Here is a 19,819-nt window from a genome sequence, read left to right as displayed (position 1 = left end):
GCTCAAAGGCCTGCCGGTCTCACCGCTTAAACAAAACCCCCTGCGATTGTTTGTCCCGGTGATCCCCGCGTAGCTCGGCGTGAAGGGCCCGACCAGCCTGAACGCCGGGGCGTGCGCTGACTGTTTCCAGCCAGCGGGTGAAGTGGGGTTTGTCCTCCAGCACCTGCTGCTGGCCCTCCCACAGGCTGGCCCAGCCCCAGATTGACATATCGGCGATAGAGTAGAAATCGCCCGCGACGTATTCGTTCTCGGCCAGCCGCCGGTCGAGCACGCCGTAAAGACGTCCGACCTCGGCGCGGTAGCGGTCTTGGGCGTAGGGCAGGTCCTGCGGCGGGTCCAGTTGCGGCGCGTATTTCAGGAAGTGATGCGCCTGACCGGCCATCGGGCCGACACCGCCCATTTGCCACATCAGCCATTCCTCGACGGCGATCCGGTCACGCTCGGTTTTGCCGTAAAACCTCCCGGTCTTGCGGGCGAGATACATCAGGATCGCGCCGCTTTCGAAGACCGAGACCGGCGCGCCATCCGGGCCGTCGGGGTCAACGATGGCGGGCATCCGATTATTGGGGGAAATCTTCAGGAACTCGGCGTCGAACTGATCACCCTTGCCGATGTTGATCAGATGGGTGGTGTAGGGCAGTTCCATCTCTTCCAGTGCGATGGATGCCTTCCAGCCGTTTGGCGTGGGCCAGAAATACAGGTCGATCATGATGTCTCCTCAGCTTGAAGAGATCATGAGGCTTTCTGTGCAAACGGCAAGAGAGCTTTGGGGCGGGGCAGCGCAAAAAGCTGTGACCAGCGGCGTGTTGATGACTTGGGGATGCCATTGCGCAGCAGCGACAGGCTCAAACGGTCCTCGCTGCGCAGTAGGGCGTTATAGACGCGCAGCACTCCGGGGCGGGTATAGCTGGACCAGTGACAAGTACGGCTTTGGGGCTCGCCGACCGGGAAAATCGTGCGCGACAGGTGGTCCAGCGTATGGGCGCAATCGAGCTGCAGGGTGACTGCGTTTGAGGCCTGCAAGCCAATGCCGATGCTGCGGTCGCCACGCTGAGGTGGTTGGATCAACCACTCATACAGGAAATCGAACAGGTCGTTTTCGCGGCTGGTCACATTGATGAACTCGGCCATTTGACCGGCGGGCGTGTCCAGCGCTCCCAGGGCCCGGCTTTGATACACGGCCCCGGACATCGAGATGATGCGGTTCAGTGAGCCGGGCGCGACGTGGTGCAGGGCCTCTAGCGCCAATTCAGTGCCCATCGAATGCCCGATGAAGTGAATGGGTCGTTTCGGGTTCTGACAGCGCAATTCGTGGATCAGCCCTGCCAAAGCGCGCCCTGCCTCAACCGCGCGGCGGCGAACGGCCCAGAGCGGCCCCTGTGCGTTCCAGCCGAACGCGACGCCCAGCCCTTCGTCGTCAAAGCCCGAACCGAAACCCAACTGTTGCGGCCAGCTTGGGCAATGCCAGAGCATCTGCGTGGGATGCAGCGACAGAATATGCCGGTGCGGACAGGCTTTGGCGTCGTCGGGGCGATATTTGTAGCCGTGGGTCATGATGATGACCGGCCCCTGGCTATCGCGTGTCTGCCGCAAGGTTCCAAGCGGAGATCGCGGGCTGCGGTGCAGGGCGAACGTGTCGCCGATGGCATTGATCCTGATTACTGGCATTGTTCTGCCTCACACAAGATGTTGTGGTGCCCGTGTGACGCAACGCTATGACGCTTTGGTGAATGGGTGGTTACAGAACCGTGACGATGCCGTTGCAAGGGTTGACGCGTCCACAACTGCGGCGTAAGGGCAACGATACTACGTGGCGATTTGTTACCGGATTGCGGGCCACGCTAAACAACACCGCTAAAAGGTCAGGATGAAAGGCCCCTTTCGCTTGACCGCGTCTGGGGTTTTTTTGATGCCCTTGCCAGACAAGGGTCGAGAGGAATGACATGAGCGAGAGCTGGAATAAACGCACCCAAGCCGTCCATGGCGGCATCCGTCGCAGCCAATATAACGAGGTGTCCGAGGCGATCTTTCTGACGCAGGGCTTCGTGTATGAAAACGCCGAACAGGCCGAGGCACGGTTTATCGAGACCGGCCCGGATGAGTTCATCTATGCCCGCTACGGCAACCCGACCGTGTCGATGTTCGAACAACGTATCGCGGCGCTGGAGGGGGGCGAGGACGCTTTTGCTGCCGCGTCCGGCATGGCGGCGGTCAACGGTGCGCTGACCTCGATCCTGAAGGCGGGCGATCACGTTGTGTCCGCCAAGGCCCTGTTCGGGTCGTGCCTGTACATTCTGGAAAACATCCTGACCCGCTATGGGGTCGAGGTCACCTTTGTCGACGGCACCGATCTGGACGCTTGGAAGGCGGCAATCCGGACGGACACCAAGGCAGTGTTCTTTGAATCCATGTCGAACCCGACGCTCGAGGTGATCGACATCGCCGCCGTTTCGAAACTTGCGCATGAGGTCGGGGCGCTGGTGGTGGTGGACAACGTCTTTTCCACCCCGGTCTTTTCGCGCGCGATCGAGCAGGGCGCAGATGTGGTCGTCTATTCCGCGACCAAGCACATCGACGGGCAGGGGCGTGCGCTTGGCGGCGTTGTTATCGGCACCAAGGACTACATCCGTGGCACGCTTGAACCCTATATGAAGCATACCGGCGGTGCGCTCAGCCCGTTCAATGCCTGGATAATGCTCAAGGGTCTGGAAACGATGGCTTTGCGGGTCAACGCGCAGGCTGAGACGGCGCAGACCGTGGCTGAGGCGCTGGAAGGTCACCCCGCGTTGGAACGCACCCTGTATCCGGGGCTGAAAACCCACGCGCAGAATGCGCTGGTTCAAACGCAGCTGGGCGGCAAGGGGGGTACGGTACTGTCGCTGGACATCAAGGGCGGCAAGGACGCGGCGTTTGCATTCCTGAATGCACTGACGATTCCGGTGATTTCGAACAATCTGGGTGATGCCAAGTCGATTGCGACGCACCCGGCCACCACGACGCATCAGCGGCTGAGCGATGAGCAGAAGGATGAGCTGGGCATCACGCCAGGTCTGATCCGCCTGTCCATCGGTCTTGAGGATGCAGGCGACTTGCTTGCCGATATCAGCCGCGCATTGGACGTTTCTCAACAATAACGGCGCCCATTTGCCTGTTACAGCCGTTTCGAGCTTGACGATGAGGGGCACAAATCACGTGTCCCTCACGTAAATTCGATCCGGGCTGTGTTTCGGCGCGTATACAGTTACACTGGAAAACGCGCCGAACCTGTATATAGTCCGGCGACCAACCCGAGGAACCCCGATCGATGAACGTGCACCCCCGCAGCATTGATGACGCACCTGACCATGATGAGGCCGCCGCCGCGCTGAAAACGCTGCGCAAATGGGCCGAAACCGCAACCGAGGCCGAGATCAGCCAGCTCGATCCGGCGATTGCGCGTTTGGTGCCGGGACTGGTCCCAGTGAACTACCCGTCACTGTCGCGGGGCTATCCGGAAGATTTTCGGGTCGATGATGCCTATCGCGCAACTTTGCCCGATCTTCAGAATGGCCCGTCCAGTCTGATCCGCGGGGCGAAGCAGCAGATTCAGCATGTGGGCATCTCGAATTTCCGACTGCCGATCCGGTTCCACCGCAAGCATGGTGACGACCTGACGCTGGAGACATCGGTTACCGGCACGGTCAGTCTTGAGGCTGAAAAAAAGGGCATCAATATGTCCCGGATCATGCGCTCGTTCTACAAACATGCCGAGCGCACGTTCAGCTTTGAGGTCATGGAAGCCGCGCTGAATGACTATATGACCGATCTGGACAGCTTTGATGCGCGTATTCAGATGCGGTTTTCCTACCCGGATCGCATCAAAAGCCTGCGCTCGGGGTTGGAGGGATACCAGTATTACGACATCGCGCTGGAGCTGGTCGAACACAACGGCGTGCGCCAGAAGATCATGCACCTGGACTATGTCTATTCCTCGACTTGCCCGTGTTCGCTGGAACTTAGCGAACACGCGCGTTCCACCCGCGGGCAGTTGGCGACACCGCATTCCCAGCGGTCCGTCGCGCGCATTTCGGTTGTTGTCGATTGCGACGCGGATTGTCTGTGGTTCGAGGACCTGATCGCGCTGTGCCGTCGTGCGGTGCCGACGGAAACGCAGGTGATGGTCAAACGCGAGGATGAACAGGCCTTTGCCGAATTGAACGCAGCCAACCCGATCTTTGTAGAGGACGCCGCCCGCCTGTTCTGCGCCGAGCTTCAGGCCGATCACCATGTCGGTGACTTCCGCGTTGTGGCCAGCCATCAGGAAAGCCTGCACAGCCATGATGCGGTGTCGGTTCTGACCGAAGGCCCGACTTTTGTAACGGCCAGCTTGGACCCACGCCTGTTCTCGACCCTCTTCCATATTGGGTAACTGCGCGCGGCTCCCGAAGTCTCAAAGTTAGACAAAATGGCGAACTTTCGCCGCATCGCAGCAAAAAATGCTGCAGTCGCTCTTTCTTTGACGTAGAGTAAGGGGGATTGCAGCCGTGGCGTACGCGCTTGCCAGCCGTTACGCCACACTGAAAGGAAGCCGAGACGTGAGACGCCCCGGGACTTCAAACCTTGGCAATCCGCCCCAGACATCAGGGCGGAGCAGGGTGCTTCTTCCCTTTGAAGGTTGCATCGCTTTCACAGGAGAAATGACTAATGAATCCGATTACCCAGCCGCTGGAGTTTCAGGCGGCGGCCATTCGTATGGCCGGCTACGCGGTTAGCAACCAACTGAAGATCATGCAAATTCTGGCCACCTCGGCCATGGAGCTGCCGTTTGCACCGGTACATGCTCTGCACATCTCGTCCGCGCAACCGGCGCCGACGACAGCGAAACCGGAATTCAAGTCCAAAGCGGCGGCAGCTAAGTCTAAACCGGCGGCGACTCCGAAGGCCAAGCCGGTCGCGCGCGCCAAAGCGGCGGTTACGCCCAAGGCCGAATCGCCCAAACCTGCCGCCGCCAAAAAGGCGGCCGCTCCGGCAAAGAAAACGGTCTCTGCGCCCAAGGCAACGGCTGCTCCGGCGGCATCCAAGCCTGCGAATGCAGCAAAACCACAAGAGGCCAAACCCGCAACCGCACCCAAGCCCGTCGCGGCAAAACCGGCTACCAAACCCGCAGCGCCCAAGGCTCCGGCGAAAGCGGCGGCACCTAAAACTGCGGCCCCAAAGCCCGAGGTGAAGACCGCAGCGCCCCGACCGGCGGCTAGACCCGCAGCGAAAAAGGCTCCGGCGAAACCTGCGGCGCCCAAAGCGGCCACCAAGCCTGCGGCACCGAAGGTACAGGCAGCAAAAACCGCGGCCCCAAAGGGTGAGGTCGCCAAGCCGGTTGCACCTGCGATAAAGCCGGCGGCACCTGCTGCCAAAGCCACTGCACCTGTTGCCAAACCAGTCGCCCCTCAGGCACAGGCCAAACCGGTCGCACCCAAGGCCGAAGCGGCCACGCCCGCAGCGCCCCAACGCCGGACGCGCGCGCCTTCGAAACCGCCCGCGATGCCCACACCCGTCACCAAAACCGACGAGTAAACGGGACATCCGCTTGACACGGTCGTGCAGGCGCGCCAACGCTGCGCCTCATGACGGACATGCGCCCGGTTGGATATGTGATTGGCCTGTTGGTCGCCATTCTTGGGGCGACCATGATGCTGCCCATGCTTGCGGATCTCATCGAAGGTCGGGGCGAATGGCACGTATTTCTGGAAAGCGGCGTCATCACCATGCTGACGGGCGTAGTCCTGTCCATCAGCTGCTCGAACGGGGTGGGCGAAGGTCTGACGATCCGTCAGACCTTTTTGCTGACCACCGGCGTCTGGGTGGCGCTGCCGCTATTCGGTGCCATTCCTTTTTTGTTCGGTGAGACCGAACTGCGCTTTGTCGATGCTTATTTCGAGGCGATGTCGGGCCTGACCACCACCGGTTCGACCGTTTTATCCGGCTTGGATAATCTGCCACAGGGTTTGCTGTTATGGCGCGGGCTGCTGCAATGGCTGGGCGGGATCGGTATCATCGTTGTCGCCATGGTGTTCCTGCCCGAGCTTCGGGTTGGTGGTATGCAGATCTTTCGCTCGGAAGGGTTTGAAACCATGGGGAAAATCCTGCCGCGCGCGCAAGAGATCGCGGGCCAGATTTCCCTGATCTACGTGTTTTTGACCTTCGTCTGCGCCCTGGTTTACGCCGGTCTGGGGATGAGCTTTTTCGACGCTATCGTGCACGCCATGACGACCATCGCCACGGGTGGGTTTGCAAATTACGATTCCTCTTTTGCCGTATTTTCGGGACCAACCGAATACGCGGCTGCGGTCTTTATGATCCTCGCAGCCCTGCCGTTCGTGCGCTACGTTCAGTTTGCCAATGGCAATACGAACTCTCTTTGGCAGGACAGCCAGATCAAGACCTTTCTGGCGACGATCCTGGTTCTGGTCGCGGTCATGGCGATATTCTTGGTCTCGGTCTTTCCGCATCATTGGGAGCAGGCGTTCCGCGAGTCGCTGTTCAACATCACCTCGATCATTTCCGGTACAGGCTATGCCAGCGTCAACTATATGACCTGGGGCAATTTCCCGGTGATGCTGTTCTTTCTGATTGGTCTGATCGGGGGATGCGCGGGTTCGACCGCCTGTTCGATCAAGATCTTCCGCTATCAGCTGCTGTTTGCCTCGATCAAAACTCAGATCAGCCGTATCCGGTCGCCGCACGGCGTGTTCAACCCGCGCTATGACGGACGCACGATCGGGCCGGATGTTCTGAGCTCGGTCATGAGCTTTTTCATGTTCTTCGTGCTCTCGATGGGCGTACTGGCTTGGGCGCTGGCGCTGACGGGTCTGGATTTCATCACCTCCGTCTCGGGCGCGGCCACGGCGCTGGCCAATGTCGGACCGGGGCTAGGGGATCAGATCGGCCCCGCGGGCAACTTTGCCGGGCTGAGCGATACGGCCAAGTGGTTGCTGTCCATCGGTATGCTGGTCGGGCGGCTCGAGCTGCTGGCTGTCTACGCGCTGTTTACTGTCCAATTCTGGAGAAGCTGATGAAAAGACCTCTGGGTGCCCAGATTTCGCATATGTTGAAAGACAGGGGCGTTGACGTGATTTTCGGCATTCCCGGCGTTCACAATCAGGAAATGTATCGGGGCATCGAAGAGGCGGGCATCACGCATGTCCTGGCCCGGCACGAGCAGGGCGCCGGGTTCATGGCCGATGGTTATGCGCGAGCCACCGGAAAACCGGGCGTGGCCTATGTGATCACCGGGCCGGGGCTGTGCAATGTCATGACGCCGATGGGGCAGGCCTATACGGATTCTGTGTCGATGCTGGTGATGTCGTCCTGTCTGGACGAGACGGACGCGGTGCAGGGCCAGTTGCACCAGATGAAGGATCAGCGCAGTGCTGCCGAAACCGTGACGGACTGGTCCCGTCAGGCCAACACCGCAGAGGCGGCTTATAGGCTGGTCGAGCGTGCGTTTGAGGAATTCGAACTCTCCCGCCCGCGCCCAAAGCATATTCAGGTACCGATTGAGCAACTTGAGGCCGAGGCTGATCCGGCACCCTTTCCCAATCAGGCCGGTTTGCGGTCCAAGGTGGTGCCACCTGATCTGGCGCCGCTCATGTCCTTGCTGAATATCTCGCGCCGGCCGCTGTTCATTCTGGGGGGCGGCGCGCGGTCCAATCTGTGGCGTCAGATTCTGACCCAGTTGGGGGCCGCCTGTTTCACCACCTATGCCGGGCGCGGGATGGCCGGGTTAGGCTATGCGCTGGACTTCGGTGCTACTCTGCCGCGACCGGGCAGTGCTGATGTGATCGCTTCGGCCGATCTGGTTGTCGTAGTGGGCGCGGAATTGGGTGAGGTTGACCTATGGCGCGACACGCTGGGGCATACCTCTCATCTGGTGAGGGTCGATCTTGATCCGCAGGTTCTGTCCGACCGTCACCGCGCGGGGATCAAGCTGCAGGTCGATGGTGAAAGCTTTGCCCATGCTCTCTGGGCTTCAATTGACGAAGTGAAACCGGCAACGGGCTGGAGCCCCGAAGAGGTCGCCGAGGCCCGCAAAAGCTGGCGCGCGCAGTCCGATGCCGAACGTCCCGGGATCGTGCCGGTGCTGGATGCTTTGCGCGAGGCAATGCCGGCAGACACGATGATCTATTCCGACATGACTCAGTTTGCCTATGTCGCGAAAGAAGTCTGGGAGATGGCCTATCCCTATCACTGGCACCACCCGACGGGGTTCGGCACGCTGGGCTATGCGCTGCCTGCCGGGATCGGCGGCGCGGTTGCGCGTAGGGGTAAACCTACGGCCGTGATCGCGGGGGATTATGGTTTTCACTACACGATGATGGAGCTTGGTGCGGCGGTTGAGCTTGGCCTGTCTCTGCCCATCATCCTGTGGGACAACGCCAAGCTGAAAGAGATCGAAGACAGCATGGTTCGCGGCCAGATCGCCCCCAACGCAGTGGTGGCCCGCAATCCCGATTTCTGCAAATTGGCCGAGGCCTTCGGGGCCTTGTCTGCCGCTCCGGGTAATCTGGAAGAGATGCAGGCAGCCGTGCAAGCCGCGTTTCACGCCCCGGTTCCGACGTTGATCCGGGTGACGCCCGACATCGCCTAGTCAAAAAAACGCCGCCCAAAGGGGCGGCGTTCTTGGTCTTTCAGATCTGTTTAGTCCCAGCAGTGCACCAGAACGGTCATTCCGTTGGCCCGTCGGCTGAGTTCATTGGGTGAGATTTCGGCCGTGGACTGACCGGGCTGACCAGACACGCCAGCCTTTTCCAAAGCTTCATTCAAGCGGTCCGTCGTTGCCGCCAGACTGACCGAAGCGGGAAGGGTGCGCCCCTCGGACGGGGTGGGCAGCAGCATACCGACAACCTGTCCATTGTCGTCGAAGACCGGGCCGCCCGCATCGCCGGGTTGCGCCGCCAATGCAAGGCGTTTCACGCCGTCCTCACCATCCAGGCCCCGCACATCAGTGATCTGGCCATAGGTCAGTGTCGGTGCACCCAGCGCGCCTTCATACGAGAAACCCGAGACAGCGACATCGGACTGAATGCGCGGCTTGCCGGCGCTGAACTCGGCGATGCTGATCGGCGCAAGGCTGCGGCGGGGGCGCAGAACAGCGACTCCAAGATCTGGGTCTGCCCAGGCCACCTGAACCTCCTGATCGTCGTTCAGGGTGATGCGGGTGCAGCTTTCCGTTGCCTCGGACACGGTCAGAACCGTGCCGTTTGCGTCGGTGAAGAAGCCGGACCGGGACAGTCGCGGCTTGCGCACTTGCAGACCCGAGACCAGATTGATCCGTTGATCGGCATCTGCTCCGGCACCGGCACCGGCATCCAGTACGGCGTCGTTGGTGGAGAAGCTGGCCTTGATCGCAGCCAGAACCCGCGCGCGGCGGGCCTCATCCCCTTCGGGCCAGACCAGCGTGAAGCCCTTGATCTGGTCGCCTTTCAGCGCCGCTTCGGTGTAGGATACGATCCCGTTGCCGCGACCCTCGAGCGTGAAACGGTCACCGCGCAACTGTCGCGGGCCGTCCAGAGGTACAATTTCCAGCGATTGCATCACTTCGTACAGCGCGCGCAGCGTGGATTTGTTGCCCTTCTGGCTGATCAGCAATGCCTTCGCGTTCAGACCGGATGTGCCATTGAAATGCGCAAAGGGGGCCTCATGACGGTCAAAGGCGATAACACCCAGCGGCAGGTCCAGATCGATGCCAGCCTGCGTGTCTGAATGGCGCTTCATGCCAACACTGATCAACGGCGCGTTATAGTCATCCATCAGCGCCGAACGCTGAGCCGTGGTCAGAACGCCGGTGGGCTCATACCCGTTAAACCGCTGCCAGTCGCCCATCGAACGCCGGGTGCCTGCACCAAAGGCGCCATCAATGGTCGAATTGTAAAACCCTGCGGCCTGCAGGGCGGTTTGCAGATTCTTGCGCTCTTGCGCGGTCAGAACGCGCTCGGACTGCAGCGCCTGCGACCGCGTCTCATCCGAGGGATGCGGAGTTAGCCCGGCGGTAGATTGGTCTGGCTGCGGCGTGGGTTCGACTGGCGGGGTCACCGTGCTCTGGTTCAGAGAGCTTGATCCAACGGGCCAGAACTGCTGACCCAAAGAATTTGAGAACGCGATGTAGCTGTCCGCCGGAATCTGCCCCTCGGCCCGGTAGACGTGCAAGACCTGTTCGGCATCACTGCGCAAATATGGTCCAATAACAATGGCATACCATCCAGAATTAAGGCGAAACCCGTTCACGTCGGGCAGAACGTTTGCATAGGCCTGCGCGCGTTCCTGCGCCTGGCGCAGCGTCGGGCGGGCTTCGACCTGCACCCAAACGCCTGCCTCCTGCTGTGCAAAGACGGCGCGCGCGCCAAAGAGAAATAGAAACAAAATTGCAGTGATCACTCGTGTCATAGTCTGCCCGTGTCCGCGGTGTTTTAGCTTTGCCGCAGATTACGCGAATAGCAGCAGGGAAAGCCATGCCCGGAATACGGGGAATTTCCAGTGTGGCGGTGCAGTGACAGCAGGGTGGGCATTGGCCCGTTGACGCCCCTTGGCCCCTTGCATAGGAAGGACAAAACCGACCGGAACCGGGCGCGGATGTGCCCAAAGGGAATGTCATGACCGAACCGTCCAGCGCACCACGTTCATTTCAGGAAATTATCCTGCGCCTTCAGACCTATTGGGCTTCGAAAGGCTGCGCCATCCTGCAGCCTTACGACATGGAGGTTGGGGCAGGGACGTTCCACCCGGCGACCACTTTGCGCGCTTTGGGGTCAAAGGCATGGGCTGCGGCCTATGTGCAGCCGTCGCGTCGTCCGACCGACGGGCGGTATGGTGAGAACCCGAACCGGTTGCAGCACTATTATCAGTATCAGGTGCTGATCAAACCCAGCCCGCCGGACTTGCAGGACCTGTATCTGGGTAGCCTCGAGGCTATCGGTATCGACATGAACCTGCATGACATCCGGTTTGTCGAGGATGACTGGGAAAGCCCAACGCTGGGCGCCTGGGGCCTGGGCTGGGAGGTCTGGTGTGACGGTATGGAAGTCAGCCAGTTCACCTATTTCCAGCAGGTCGGCGGCCATGATTGCGCGCCGGTTTCGGGCGAGTTGACCTATGGCCTGGAACGGTTGGCCATGTATGTGCTCGGCATCGACCACGTGATGGATATGCCGTTCAACGATCCTCAGTCACCCAGCCCGCTTACCTATGGCGAAATCTTCAAGCAGACCGAAGAGGAATACGCCCGCTGGAACTTTGACGTGGCCAACACCGAAGTTCTGCTGCGCCACTTCGAAGAGGCCGAAGCCGAATGTGCCGCCATTCTGGCGCAGGAACATGACGACCCCAAAACGGGTAAACGCATTGTCATGGCGCACCCTGCCTATGACCAGTGCATCAAGGCCAGCCACGTATTCAACCTTTTGGACGCGCGGGGCGTGATCTCGGTGACCGAGCGTCAGGCTTATATCGGACGGGTTCGGGCGCTGGCAAAACAATGCGCGGATGCGTTTCTGCTGACCGAGGCTGCTGGGTTCGAGGCCTGATGGGGCGTTCAGGCCAATCCGGGCAACAGCACTTTCAGGCCATCTGCGATCATACCGATTGCGATGGCCGACAGGATCATGCCCATGAATCGGCTCATGATCACGCGGGCATTGGCCGACAATCGCTTGGCCAAAGCAGACGCATTCCAGAACGTGATGAACAGCAGAAACAGAACGGCCAGAAAGACGCCTGCGTAGATAATGGTGTCCATCGGCTTGGAAATGTGGTGCGCATACAGGATCAACGTCGTGATCGTGCCGGGACCAACCAGAATGGGGAAGGCCAGCGGATAGAAGGCAACCGTGGCGGGTTCGGGGTAGGTTTGCTTTTCCCCTTCGGTCCCGTGATGCGTGGTGCTTTCCTTACCGCTCAGCATGTTCAGGCCGATCATCAGAACGACGAGACCACCCGCGACGCGCAAGTCATCGACACTGATCCCGAACAGGCCCAGTGTCTGGTTACCTATCGCCGCGAACGCGCCGCCAAGGATCAGGCAGTACGTCGCCGTCTTTGCGGCCACTTTGCGCTGGTCGGCAGGGGTCAGGCCGTCGGTGACGCTCAGGAAAACAGGCAGGTTGGTGATCGGGTTCATGATTGCAAACAGCGCGCCGAAGAACCCAACGGCAAGTGTCATATCCATTCCAATAGCCTCGTTCCGACCTGTATCAGTTTGGAAACTGGCCTATTTTCCAGAAAGTTGAAAGAGGCCGCGTGATCAGGATGCCTAAAAGATGACCGGAAAACTGCTTGCAATCATCCTCGTCATATCTGCGGTTCTGGCCGGTGTCGGCATGTATTACTTGCAGGTTTACGGGTTCTATTACGACGTCGCCTCACGGCCGGGTGAGGATGTGTCCTTGCTGGCTGAAGGCGTTGATGACCCTGAACCGATCACCTATACGGCGTTTCGGGCGATTGATGCCGACAGCTCTCCGATCCGCTACCGGGCGTGTTTCGAAACCGATCTTTCGGCTGAGGATCTGGCGAAGTTCCGGCGGGTTGAAAATCCTGAACCGCTGACAGCACCGGGTTGGTTTGACTGCTACGATGCGGTGGCCATCGCAGAGGCGCTGAAATCCGGACAGGCGCAGGCATTCATGGGGGCCAAGAACATCCACTATGGCGTGGACCGCATCGTCGCGGTTACCACGGATGGCAAGGGTTATGTCTGGCACGCGCTGAACAATTGCGGTGAAAAAGCCTATGACGGGACGGTGGTGGGCGAGGAATGTCCGCCCCGACCGGAGAACTGAGGGCAACATGACCGACGCAGCGATCCACATACCCAATTTCCTGACTGCCACGCTAGGCATCGCGGTCTATCTGATTGGGGCCGAGATCAACGCCCGCGTCGCGATGCTGCGTCAGTTCAATATCCCAGAGCCGGTCACCGGCGGTTTGCTGGCGTCTCTTGTATTGCTGTTTCTGTATCTCGTGGCCGGAGTTGAGCTGACTTTTGACCTGGCCTCGCGGGATTTCCTGCTGATCGTGTTCTTTGCCGGGATTGGTTTGAACGCGCGGTTGGCCGATTTGATTTCCGGCGGCAAGCCATTGCTCCTGCTGCTCATTCTGACGTTGGTGACAATCGTTGCCCAGAATGTCGTCGGTGCCGCCGGTGCCGTTGCGTTTGGTTTTCCGGCGCAGGCCGGAGTTCTATTTGGATCGGCCTCTTTGATCGGCGGTCATGGCACCGCCATCGCCTGGGCGCCCGATGTCGGCGCGGTGACCGGATTGACCGGGGCAACCGAACTGGGCGTGGCCGTGGCGACTCTGGGCCTTGTACTCGCGGCTTTGGTTGGCGGCCCCATCGCGCGCTATCTGGTCGAGGGCAAAAACCTGACCCCTGACCGCCCGGACGAAGAGCATACGGTCGGCCTGCCAGACGACGCGACCGAGGCTGAGGCGAAGATCGATCACCTCACCATCATGCGCGTCCTGCTTCATCTGAATTTGGCGATCATCTCCGGCTACGTCCTGCATCAAGCTATCGACGCCGCCGGATTGATGCTGCCGATTTTCGTGCCCTGTCTGATCATGGGGATCGTCATTGCCAACATTCGCTCGGCGGTCGCGCCCAAAGCGCCGCCTGTGTCCCGAACCCCCTCGCTGGCGCTGATCTCCGAGTTTTCGCTGGGCGCGTTTCTGGCGATGTCGCTCATGAGCCTGCAGCTTTGGACCATTGCCGAGCTGGGGCTGGCCATTGTCGTCATCATGGCCGCGCAAACCCTGTTCGCCGTGGTGTTCGTGATCTGGGTTCTGTTCCCGGTGATGGGCGGCAATTACCGCGCTGCCGTGCTGTCAGCCGGGTTCGGTGGCTTTGCCCTGGGCGCGACCCCCACCGCTATTGCCAATATGACCGCAGTTACCAAGCGATATGGCCCGTCGCCTATTGCCTTTATCGTGCTGCCCCTTGTATCCGCCTTTTTTGTGGATATCGCCAATGCCATCGTCATCCAGACGATCGTCAATTTCTAAGGACCGAAAATGCCCGACCTGCTGATCGAACTGTTTTCCGAGGAAATCCCCGCGCGCATGCAGACCCGCGCAGGCGAGGATTTGAAAAAGCGGATCACCGACGGTCTGGTCGAGGCCGGTCTGACCTATGCCGGGGCCGCCGCCCTGACCACGCCGCGCCGTCTGACGCTAGCGGTTGAAGGGCTGCTGGCGGAAAGCCCCACGATCCGCGAGGAACGCAAAGGCCCCAAGGTCGGCGCGCCGGATAAAGCCATCGAGGGCTTCCTGCGTGGCGCGGGCCTTACCCGCGATCAGTTGGAAGAGCGCGACACGCCCAAGGGTGCCGTCTTTTTCGCCACCATCGAAAAGGCTGGGCATCCCGCCACTGAAATCGTGGCCGAGGCGCTTGAGGCCACCATCCGCAACTTCCCATGGCCCAAATCTATGCGCTGGGGCAGTGGCCCACTGCGCTGGGTGCGCCCGCTGCACTCGATCCTGTGCATCCTGTCCGATGAGACGGGCGCGCAAGTGGTGCCTTTGGACGTCGATGGCATCACGTCCGGTGACACCACCGCAGGCCACCGCTTCATGGCGCCGAACCGGTTTTCGGTCACGTCGTTCGACGACTACGCCGCCAAATTGAAGCGCGCCTTTGTGGTGTTGAACCCCGCCGACCGCGCTGAACACATCTGGAACGACGCGCAGAACATGGCCTTTGCCGCCGGGTTGGAAGTGGTTGAGGACAAAGGCTTGCTGGCCGAGGTTGCCGGTCTGGTCGAATGGCCCGTGGTGTTGATGGGGCAGATCGACGAGGAGTTTCTGGAGTTGCCGCCCGAGGTGCTGCAAACCTCGATGAAAGAGCACCAGAAGTTCTTCTCGGTCCACAATCCCAAGACCGGACGGATCGAACGTTTCATCACCGTTGCGAACCGCGAAACCGCCGACAATGGTGCGACCATTTTGGCAGGCAACCAAAAGGTGCTGTCCGCGCGTCTGGCCGATGCGAAATTCTTCTGGGAGAATGATCTGCGCGTCGCCAAATCGGACATCGCCCAATGGACCCGCGCGCTGGAGAATGTGACCTTCCACAACAAGCTGGGCACGCAGGCCGAACGCATCGACCGCATCGCCGCGCTGGCCCGCGAACTGGCCCCGGTGACCGGAGCGGATGCCGATCAGGCCGAAAAAGCCGCGCGTCTGGCCAAGGCCGATCTGAACTCGGAAATGGTCTATGAATTCCCTGAACTTCAGGGGCTTATGGGGCGGTACTACATCGAAGCCGCGGGCGAAGACGCCGCCGTGGCCGCCGTGGCGCAAGAACATTACTCGCCGCTGGGGCCGTCGGATGACGTGCCGACCGCGCCGCTCTCGGCGACCGTGGCACTGGCCGACAAGCTGGATACGCTGACCGGGTTCTGGGCGATTGATGAGAAACCGACCGGGTCGAAAGACCCGTTTGCCCTGCGCCGTGCAGCATTGGGTGTCACACGGTTAATACTCGAAAACGACCTACGACTAACTCTGGATCGGTACTTTGACAGCCAATTGATAAGAGCAGAAAGCGCAATCAATGAGGCGTTGCCGGAAGCTAACGTTCTTGATCTATTAGAAGAAATCGCAGAGCGAGGTGTCTTTGGCGCTGCATTTCAGACAGTTAAGGACAAAATCGGAGGGTTGCCTGCTGCGGCCTTTCTTGAGCTCGAGAGAAAGGTTCCCGATGCATCTGACGACCTCCTCTCCTTCTTTCACGAACGCCTCAAGGTCTTCCTTCGCGACGAGGGCATCCGTCACGACATCATCGACGCCTGTATCGCGATGGAGGGGAATGACGACCTCAACCTGCTAGTCAAACGGGCCCGCGCCCTGAATGCGGTGATCGCGACTGAGGATGGGGAAAACCTCGTGCAGGGGTTCAAGCGCGCCAATAACATCCTGACGCAGGCCGAGGAGAAGGACGGGGTCGAATACTCCTATGGTGCGGATGTGAAATTCGCTGAGACGGACAGTGAAAAGGCGCTGTTTGCCGCTCTGGACGGGACGCAGGGAGAGATCGACGCGGCCCTGAAGTCCGAGGATTTCCCGTCGGCCATGTCCGCAATGGCCGCGCTGCGCGGTCCGGTGGACGCGTTTTTCGAGGATGTTCAGGTCAATACCGACAACGACATCCTGCGCCGTAACCGCCTGAACCTGCTCAGCCAGATCCGTCAGGTGTGCTCCAGCGTCGCCGACCTCAGCAAGATCGAAGGCTAAGCCATAACGCCCTTGCGCCATTGGTGCAGGGGCTTATGCTGCGTGCAAATCAAAAGGTGCCGCAGTGCAGAATAATCCGCATACCACTCTGATCACGACCGAAGCGCCCGTAGCCGCCAATACACATGGCGGGCGGGCGAAATGTTTGCAACGTCTGGTCCGTCTGGAATTGCCGGTACCACGGACGGTAGCGCTGTCCTTCGATGCGGTCCACCGGATTGCCGAAGGCCATGTACCCGACATCGAGGCGATCGTCGAACAGTTCGATCAGGCGGCGCTGTTGTGCGTGCGGCCCAGTTCCGAGGACCCCGATTGGGGTGGCCCCGGCGCGATCCTGAATATCGGCATGAACGATGCGCGTTACGTTGACCTGTCGGATTCGATGGGGGCCGAGGCCGCCGCCGCGCTGTATCTGCGTTTCGTGCAAAGCTTCGCCATCCACGTGGCCCGTCTGGACGCAGATGTGTTCGACGATATCGACGCGGATGGCAGCGAAGGGCTGCGCATGTCATTGCGAGCCTATGAGGATGAAACCGACGAAGCGTTCCCTCAGGACCGGGGTGAGCAGTTGATTGCTGTCTTGCGGTCGATGGCGCGGGCGTGGGATGGAACTTCGGCCCGGTTGCTGCGTCAGGCGAAGGGTGCGCCTGCGGATGCGGGGCTGGGGCTGGTCATTCAGGAGATGATCCCAGGTGTCGGGCAGGGTGAATGCGGATCGGGCGTGCTGCAGTTGATCGACTCGACCACTGGATTGCCGCAGATCACGGGCCGATACCTGAGCCAGAGCCAGGGGCGGGATGCGCTGGGTGAGGGTGTGGCTGCGCTCTATCTGGAAAAGGACCCGCGCGGGAAGTCGCTGGAAGAGGTGGCCCCCGAGGCCTTTGCCAACCTCAAGTCCCATGCTGCGTTGATGCGCACCAAGCTGCGCGAGGAAATGCAGGTCGAGTTCGTGATCGAAAACGGCCATGTTCACATTCTGGACGGCGTGCGGGTGCAGCGCAGTGCGCGGGCCGCGCTGCGGATTGCGGTGCGGCTGGCCGAAGATGGCATCATACCACCGCAAGAGGCGGTGATGCGGGTTGATCCGCATTCTCTGAACGAAATGCTGCACCGGCAGGTCCACCCCGAAGCGCGTCGGGATGTTCTGACCACCGGTATCGCCGCCAGCCCGGGGGCTGCAACGGGTAAGATCGTCTTCACCGCTGCCGAGGCGCAGGCCAGTGCGGCGCGTGGAGAGCCTTGTATTCTAGTACGTCGCGAGACCTCGCCCGAGGATGTGCGCGGGATGCACGCGGCCGTGGCGGTGCTGACCGAAAAGGGCGGCATGACCAGCCATGCCGCCGTGATTGGCCGCGGATTGGGTCTGCCCTGTATCGTCGGCGCGTCCGAGATGCGGTTCCAGACCAAGAAAAGGCTGCTGACCGCGCCGAATGGCCGAGTGTTCAAAACCGGCGACACGCTGACGATCGACGGGAGCTCGGGGCAGGTGCTGGCGGGTCAGCCTGCCATGCTCGAAGCTGCGCTGGATGACTGTTTCCAGACGCTGATGGGCTGGGCCGATGACGAGCGTGATATCGCCATCCGTGCCAACGCGGACACGCCAGCCGATGCTCAGACCGCGCGGAATTTTCTGGCCCAGGGAATCGGCCTGTGCCGGACCGAGCATATGTTTTTTGACCCCGGCCGCCTGATCGTGATGCGCGAGATGATCTTTGCGCAAACGTCCTCGGGCCGCGCGGCGGTGCTGGAACGTCTGTTGCCGATGCAGCGCGAAGACTTCGTGCAACTGTTCCGGATCATGGAAGGGCAGCCAGTCTGCATCCGTCTGTTCGACCCGCCTCTGCACGAATTCCTACCGACGACACGCAGCGGGCAGCGCGAACTGGCCGAGGCGCTTGACCTGCCGGTCTCGGACGTCGAACGGCGCGTGGCAGCGATGACCGAATACAACCCGATGCTGGGGATGCGCGGTGTCCGCCTTGGTGTGACTGTGCCTGAAATCTACGACATGCAGGCGCGCGCAATCTTCGAGGCTACGCTTGAAGCCAGCAAGGAGGGCGCCCCCGTGGTGCCCGAGGTGATGATCCCGCTGGTTTCCGCCAAGCGCGAGGTAGAGCTGGTCAAATCCCGCATCGACTCGGTCGCGGCAGCAGTGGCAAGCGAACGCGGGCAGGAGTTTGAATACAGGCTGGGCGTTATGGTTGAAACCCCGCGGGCCTGTCTGCGGGCGGATGAGATCGCGCCGCAGACGTCTTTCCTGAGTTTCGGTACCAACGACTTGACCCAAATGACCTATGGCCTTTCGCGCGATGATGCGGGACGGTTCATGTCGGCCTATGTGCGGCAGGGTGTCTTTGTGGAAGACCCGTTCCACGTTCTCGATCCTGATGGGGTGGGCGAATTGCTGAAACTCGGGGCCGAGCGTGGACGTCAGGCGCAGCCGGATGTTACCCTTTCGGTATGCGGCGAACATGGGGGTAACCCCGAATCAATCGCCATTTGCCGCGACCTGGGGTTTGACTATGTGTCATGCTCACCGTTCCGAGTGCCCGTCGCTCGGCTGGCTTCCGCTCAACTGGCAATTTCGTCCAGACTTGGGGGTTGACACCGGGGGGGTGCCCTAGGATTAGTGGTATTTAAGCAACCTTGTGGTGGAATTAATTTTCCTCACGGGCGATTTTCCACTTGCTTTTTCTTCTGATCTAGACGTCTCAGCCGGACTGCGCTAAATGCCTCGTCGCGCCCGCCGGGGGAGGGTACGGCGCGATTTGTGCCTGTGCGAGGTTATCTGATGCTACGATACATACTGGCTGCTGCCACATTGGCGGCAACCATGCTGCCAAGTGTGTCTTTCGCTGAAAGGGAAGCCACCGATACTGCCGAACGCGAACTTGTTACCCGGACCGATCTGCCCGGGCAGAACTTTCGCGACTATCTGACTCTGTTCAAGCCCCGCAAAAAGCTTGAGCCTATAAGGGTCTCGTATTCCAAGAGCTGGCTGGACCAACAGCCGGCGGCCACTGGGGACGAAAACTTCAAATGTCTGGCCGAAGCGCTGTACTTTGAAGCGCGCGGCGAAAGCGTGCGCGGCCAGTTCGCCGTGGCCGAGGTCATTTTGAATCGCGTCGAAAGCAGCCGGTTTCCGGACTCGCTGTGCGGCGTGATCAAGCAGGGAACCGGCAAGAAATACCAGTGCCAGTTCACCTATACCTGCGATGGCTACAAGGAAGTGATCCGCGAGAAAAAGGCCTATGAGCGTGTGTCCAAAGTCGCGCGTGCCGCAATTGACGGCGTCGCCAAGGAACTGACCGAAGGGGCCACGCATTATCACACCACCGCGGTGAATCCGTCGTGGTCGCGCGTCTACAAGGAAACAGCGCGCATTGGTGTGCATATCTTCTACCGGCACAACTACCGGACTGCGAGCAACTAAACGGCAAACCCGCGCCGTCAGAAAAGTGGCGCGGGGTGTCGAACTCGGCCTGTCGTGGGAACGACTGGCGAGCCCACTGAGTTTCGCAGAGCCTGATCAAGCCGACGGAGTGCCAGATGCCGGGGC

At 60.5% G+C, this 19,819-nt stretch carries 15 protein-coding genes and 1 riboswitch; of the genes, 11 read left to right on the top strand and 4 right to left on the bottom strand.

The genetic code is table 11. From position 1 onward, the window contains the following. Positions 1–19 precede the first annotated feature (19 nt). Together ACR0KW_RS03000 and ACR0KW_RS02995 are read right to left on the bottom strand one after the other, a co-directional pair. Positions 20–709 (bottom strand): glutathione S-transferase N-terminal domain-containing protein, encoded by a 690-nt coding sequence (locus ACR0KW_RS03000; protein WP_480803670.1) that lies wholly within the window; start codon positions 707–709, stop codon positions 20–22. 23 nt (positions 710–732) lie between these two features. Next, complete coding sequence (locus ACR0KW_RS02995) at positions 733–1,668, bottom strand: alpha/beta hydrolase (protein ID WP_480803669.1); 936 nt, start codon at positions 1,666–1,668, stop codon at positions 733–735. Positions 1,669–1,800: 132 nt separating this feature from the next. Next, positions 1,801–1,878, top strand: a riboswitch (SAM riboswitch). 65 nt (positions 1,879–1,943) lie between these two features. On the opposite strand from ACR0KW_RS02995, the gene metZ reads away from it, so the two are divergent. The 5 genes from metZ (at position 1,944) to ACR0KW_RS02970 (ending at position 8,623) form a co-directional block, all read left to right on the top strand. After that, entirely contained in the window at positions 1,944–3,134 is a 1,191-nt protein-coding gene (gene metZ, locus ACR0KW_RS02990; RefSeq protein ID WP_480803668.1) for an O-succinylhomoserine sulfhydrylase, read from the top strand. A gap of 170 nt (positions 3,135–3,304) precedes the next feature. Continuing rightward, the gene (gene folE2, locus ACR0KW_RS02985; RefSeq protein ID WP_480803667.1) at positions 3,305–4,408 is read left to right on the top strand and encodes a GTP cyclohydrolase FolE2; all 1,104 of its coding nucleotides are present in this window, start codon (positions 3,305–3,307) and stop codon (positions 4,406–4,408) included. Positions 4,409–4,683: 275 nt separating this feature from the next. Then, positions 4,684–5,550, top strand: coding sequence for a hypothetical protein (locus ACR0KW_RS02980; protein ID WP_480803666.1), 867 nt, complete (start codon positions 4,684–4,686; stop codon positions 5,548–5,550). A gap of 50 nt (positions 5,551–5,600) precedes the next feature. Then, complete coding sequence (locus tag ACR0KW_RS02975) at positions 5,601–7,049, top strand: TrkH family potassium uptake protein (RefSeq protein ID WP_480803665.1); 1,449 nt, start codon at positions 5,601–5,603, stop codon at positions 7,047–7,049. Further along, the gene (locus ACR0KW_RS02970; protein ID WP_480803664.1) at positions 7,049–8,623 is read left to right on the top strand and encodes a thiamine pyrophosphate-binding protein; all 1,575 of its coding nucleotides are present in this window, start codon (positions 7,049–7,051) and stop codon (positions 8,621–8,623) included. Before ACR0KW_RS02975 ends, ACR0KW_RS02970 begins: the two co-directional genes overlap by 1 nt. A 50-nt stretch (positions 8,624–8,673) precedes the next feature. On the opposite strand, the gene ACR0KW_RS02965 is transcribed toward ACR0KW_RS02970, so the two are convergent. Then, the gene (locus ACR0KW_RS02965; RefSeq protein WP_480803663.1) at positions 8,674–10,419 is read right to left on the bottom strand and encodes a serine protease; all 1,746 of its coding nucleotides are present in this window, start codon (positions 10,417–10,419) and stop codon (positions 8,674–8,676) included. Positions 10,420–10,625: 206 nt separating this feature from the next. On the opposite strand from ACR0KW_RS02965, the gene ACR0KW_RS02960 reads away from it, so the two are divergent. After that, on the top strand, positions 10,626–11,555 hold the full coding sequence (locus ACR0KW_RS02960) for a glycine--tRNA ligase subunit alpha (protein WP_480803662.1): 930 nt from the start codon (positions 10,626–10,628) through the stop codon (positions 11,553–11,555). Between the two features lie 8 nt (positions 11,556–11,563). On the opposite strand, the gene ACR0KW_RS02955 is transcribed toward ACR0KW_RS02960, so the two are convergent. Continuing rightward, positions 11,564–12,196 (bottom strand): MarC family protein, encoded by a 633-nt coding sequence (locus ACR0KW_RS02955; RefSeq protein WP_480803661.1) that lies wholly within the window; start codon positions 12,194–12,196, stop codon positions 11,564–11,566. A gap of 91 nt (positions 12,197–12,287) precedes the next feature. Here ACR0KW_RS02955 and ACR0KW_RS02950 point away from each other — a divergent pair, with 91 nt between their 5' ends. From ACR0KW_RS02950 to ACR0KW_RS02930, 5 genes are all read left to right on the top strand, one after another. After that, positions 12,288–12,809 (top strand): DUF6446 family protein, encoded by a 522-nt coding sequence (locus tag ACR0KW_RS02950; RefSeq protein WP_480803660.1) that lies wholly within the window; start codon positions 12,288–12,290, stop codon positions 12,807–12,809. Between the two features lie 7 nt (positions 12,810–12,816). Then, positions 12,817–14,031, top strand: a complete 1,215-nt coding sequence (gene gltS / locus ACR0KW_RS02945; RefSeq protein ID WP_480803659.1) for a sodium/glutamate symporter — start codon at positions 12,817–12,819, stop codon at positions 14,029–14,031. A 9-nt stretch (positions 14,032–14,040) separates the two neighbouring features. After that, on the top strand, positions 14,041–16,260 hold the full coding sequence (gene glyS, locus ACR0KW_RS02940; RefSeq protein WP_480803658.1) for a glycine--tRNA ligase subunit beta: 2,220 nt from the start codon (positions 14,041–14,043) through the stop codon (positions 16,258–16,260). A gap of 64 nt (positions 16,261–16,324) precedes the next feature. Continuing rightward, the gene (locus ACR0KW_RS02935) at positions 16,325–18,865 is read left to right on the top strand and encodes a putative PEP-binding protein (protein ID WP_480803657.1); all 2,541 of its coding nucleotides are present in this window, start codon (positions 16,325–16,327) and stop codon (positions 18,863–18,865) included. A 186-nt stretch (positions 18,866–19,051) separates the two neighbouring features. Further along, positions 19,052–19,693, top strand: a complete 642-nt coding sequence (locus ACR0KW_RS02930) for a cell wall hydrolase (RefSeq protein ID WP_480803656.1) — start codon at positions 19,052–19,054, stop codon at positions 19,691–19,693. Positions 19,694–19,819: the final 126 nt, after the last annotated feature.

Source organism: Ruegeria sp. CG11, assembly GCF_056537245.1.
This window is presented reverse-complemented; position numbering and strand designations above follow the sequence as displayed.

Excerpts from the sequence above, each read along its gene's own strand:
- ACR0KW_RS03000 (WP_480803670.1), bottom strand. The coding sequence starts at position 709 with ATGATCGACCTGTATTTCTGGCCCACGCCAAACGGCTGGAAGGCATCC.
- ACR0KW_RS02995 (WP_480803669.1), bottom strand. The coding sequence starts at position 1,668 with ATGCCAGTAATCAGGATCAATGCCATCGGCGACACGTTCGCCCTGCAC.
- metZ (WP_480803668.1), top strand. The coding sequence starts at position 1,944 with ATGAGCGAGAGCTGGAATAAACGCACCCAAGCCGTCCATGGCGGCATC.
- folE2 (WP_480803667.1), top strand. The coding sequence starts at position 3,305 with ATGAACGTGCACCCCCGCAGCATTGATGACGCACCTGACCATGATGAG.
- ACR0KW_RS02980 (WP_480803666.1), top strand. The coding sequence starts at position 4,684 with ATGAATCCGATTACCCAGCCGCTGGAGTTTCAGGCGGCGGCCATTCGT.
- ACR0KW_RS02975 (WP_480803665.1), top strand. The coding sequence starts at position 5,601 with ATGACGGACATGCGCCCGGTTGGATATGTGATTGGCCTGTTGGTCGCC.
- ACR0KW_RS02970 (WP_480803664.1), top strand. The coding sequence starts at position 7,049 with ATGAAAAGACCTCTGGGTGCCCAGATTTCGCATATGTTGAAAGACAGG.
- ACR0KW_RS02965 (WP_480803663.1), bottom strand. The coding sequence starts at position 10,419 with ATGACACGAGTGATCACTGCAATTTTGTTTCTATTTCTCTTTGGCGCG.
- ACR0KW_RS02960 (WP_480803662.1), top strand. The coding sequence starts at position 10,626 with ATGACCGAACCGTCCAGCGCACCACGTTCATTTCAGGAAATTATCCTG.
- ACR0KW_RS02955 (WP_480803661.1), bottom strand. The coding sequence starts at position 12,196 with ATGGATATGACACTTGCCGTTGGGTTCTTCGGCGCGCTGTTTGCAATC.
- ACR0KW_RS02950 (WP_480803660.1), top strand. The coding sequence starts at position 12,288 with ATGACCGGAAAACTGCTTGCAATCATCCTCGTCATATCTGCGGTTCTG.
- gltS (WP_480803659.1), top strand. The coding sequence starts at position 12,817 with ATGACCGACGCAGCGATCCACATACCCAATTTCCTGACTGCCACGCTA.
- glyS (WP_480803658.1), top strand. The coding sequence starts at position 14,041 with ATGCCCGACCTGCTGATCGAACTGTTTTCCGAGGAAATCCCCGCGCGC.
- ACR0KW_RS02930 (WP_480803656.1), top strand. The coding sequence starts at position 19,052 with ATGCTACGATACATACTGGCTGCTGCCACATTGGCGGCAACCATGCTG.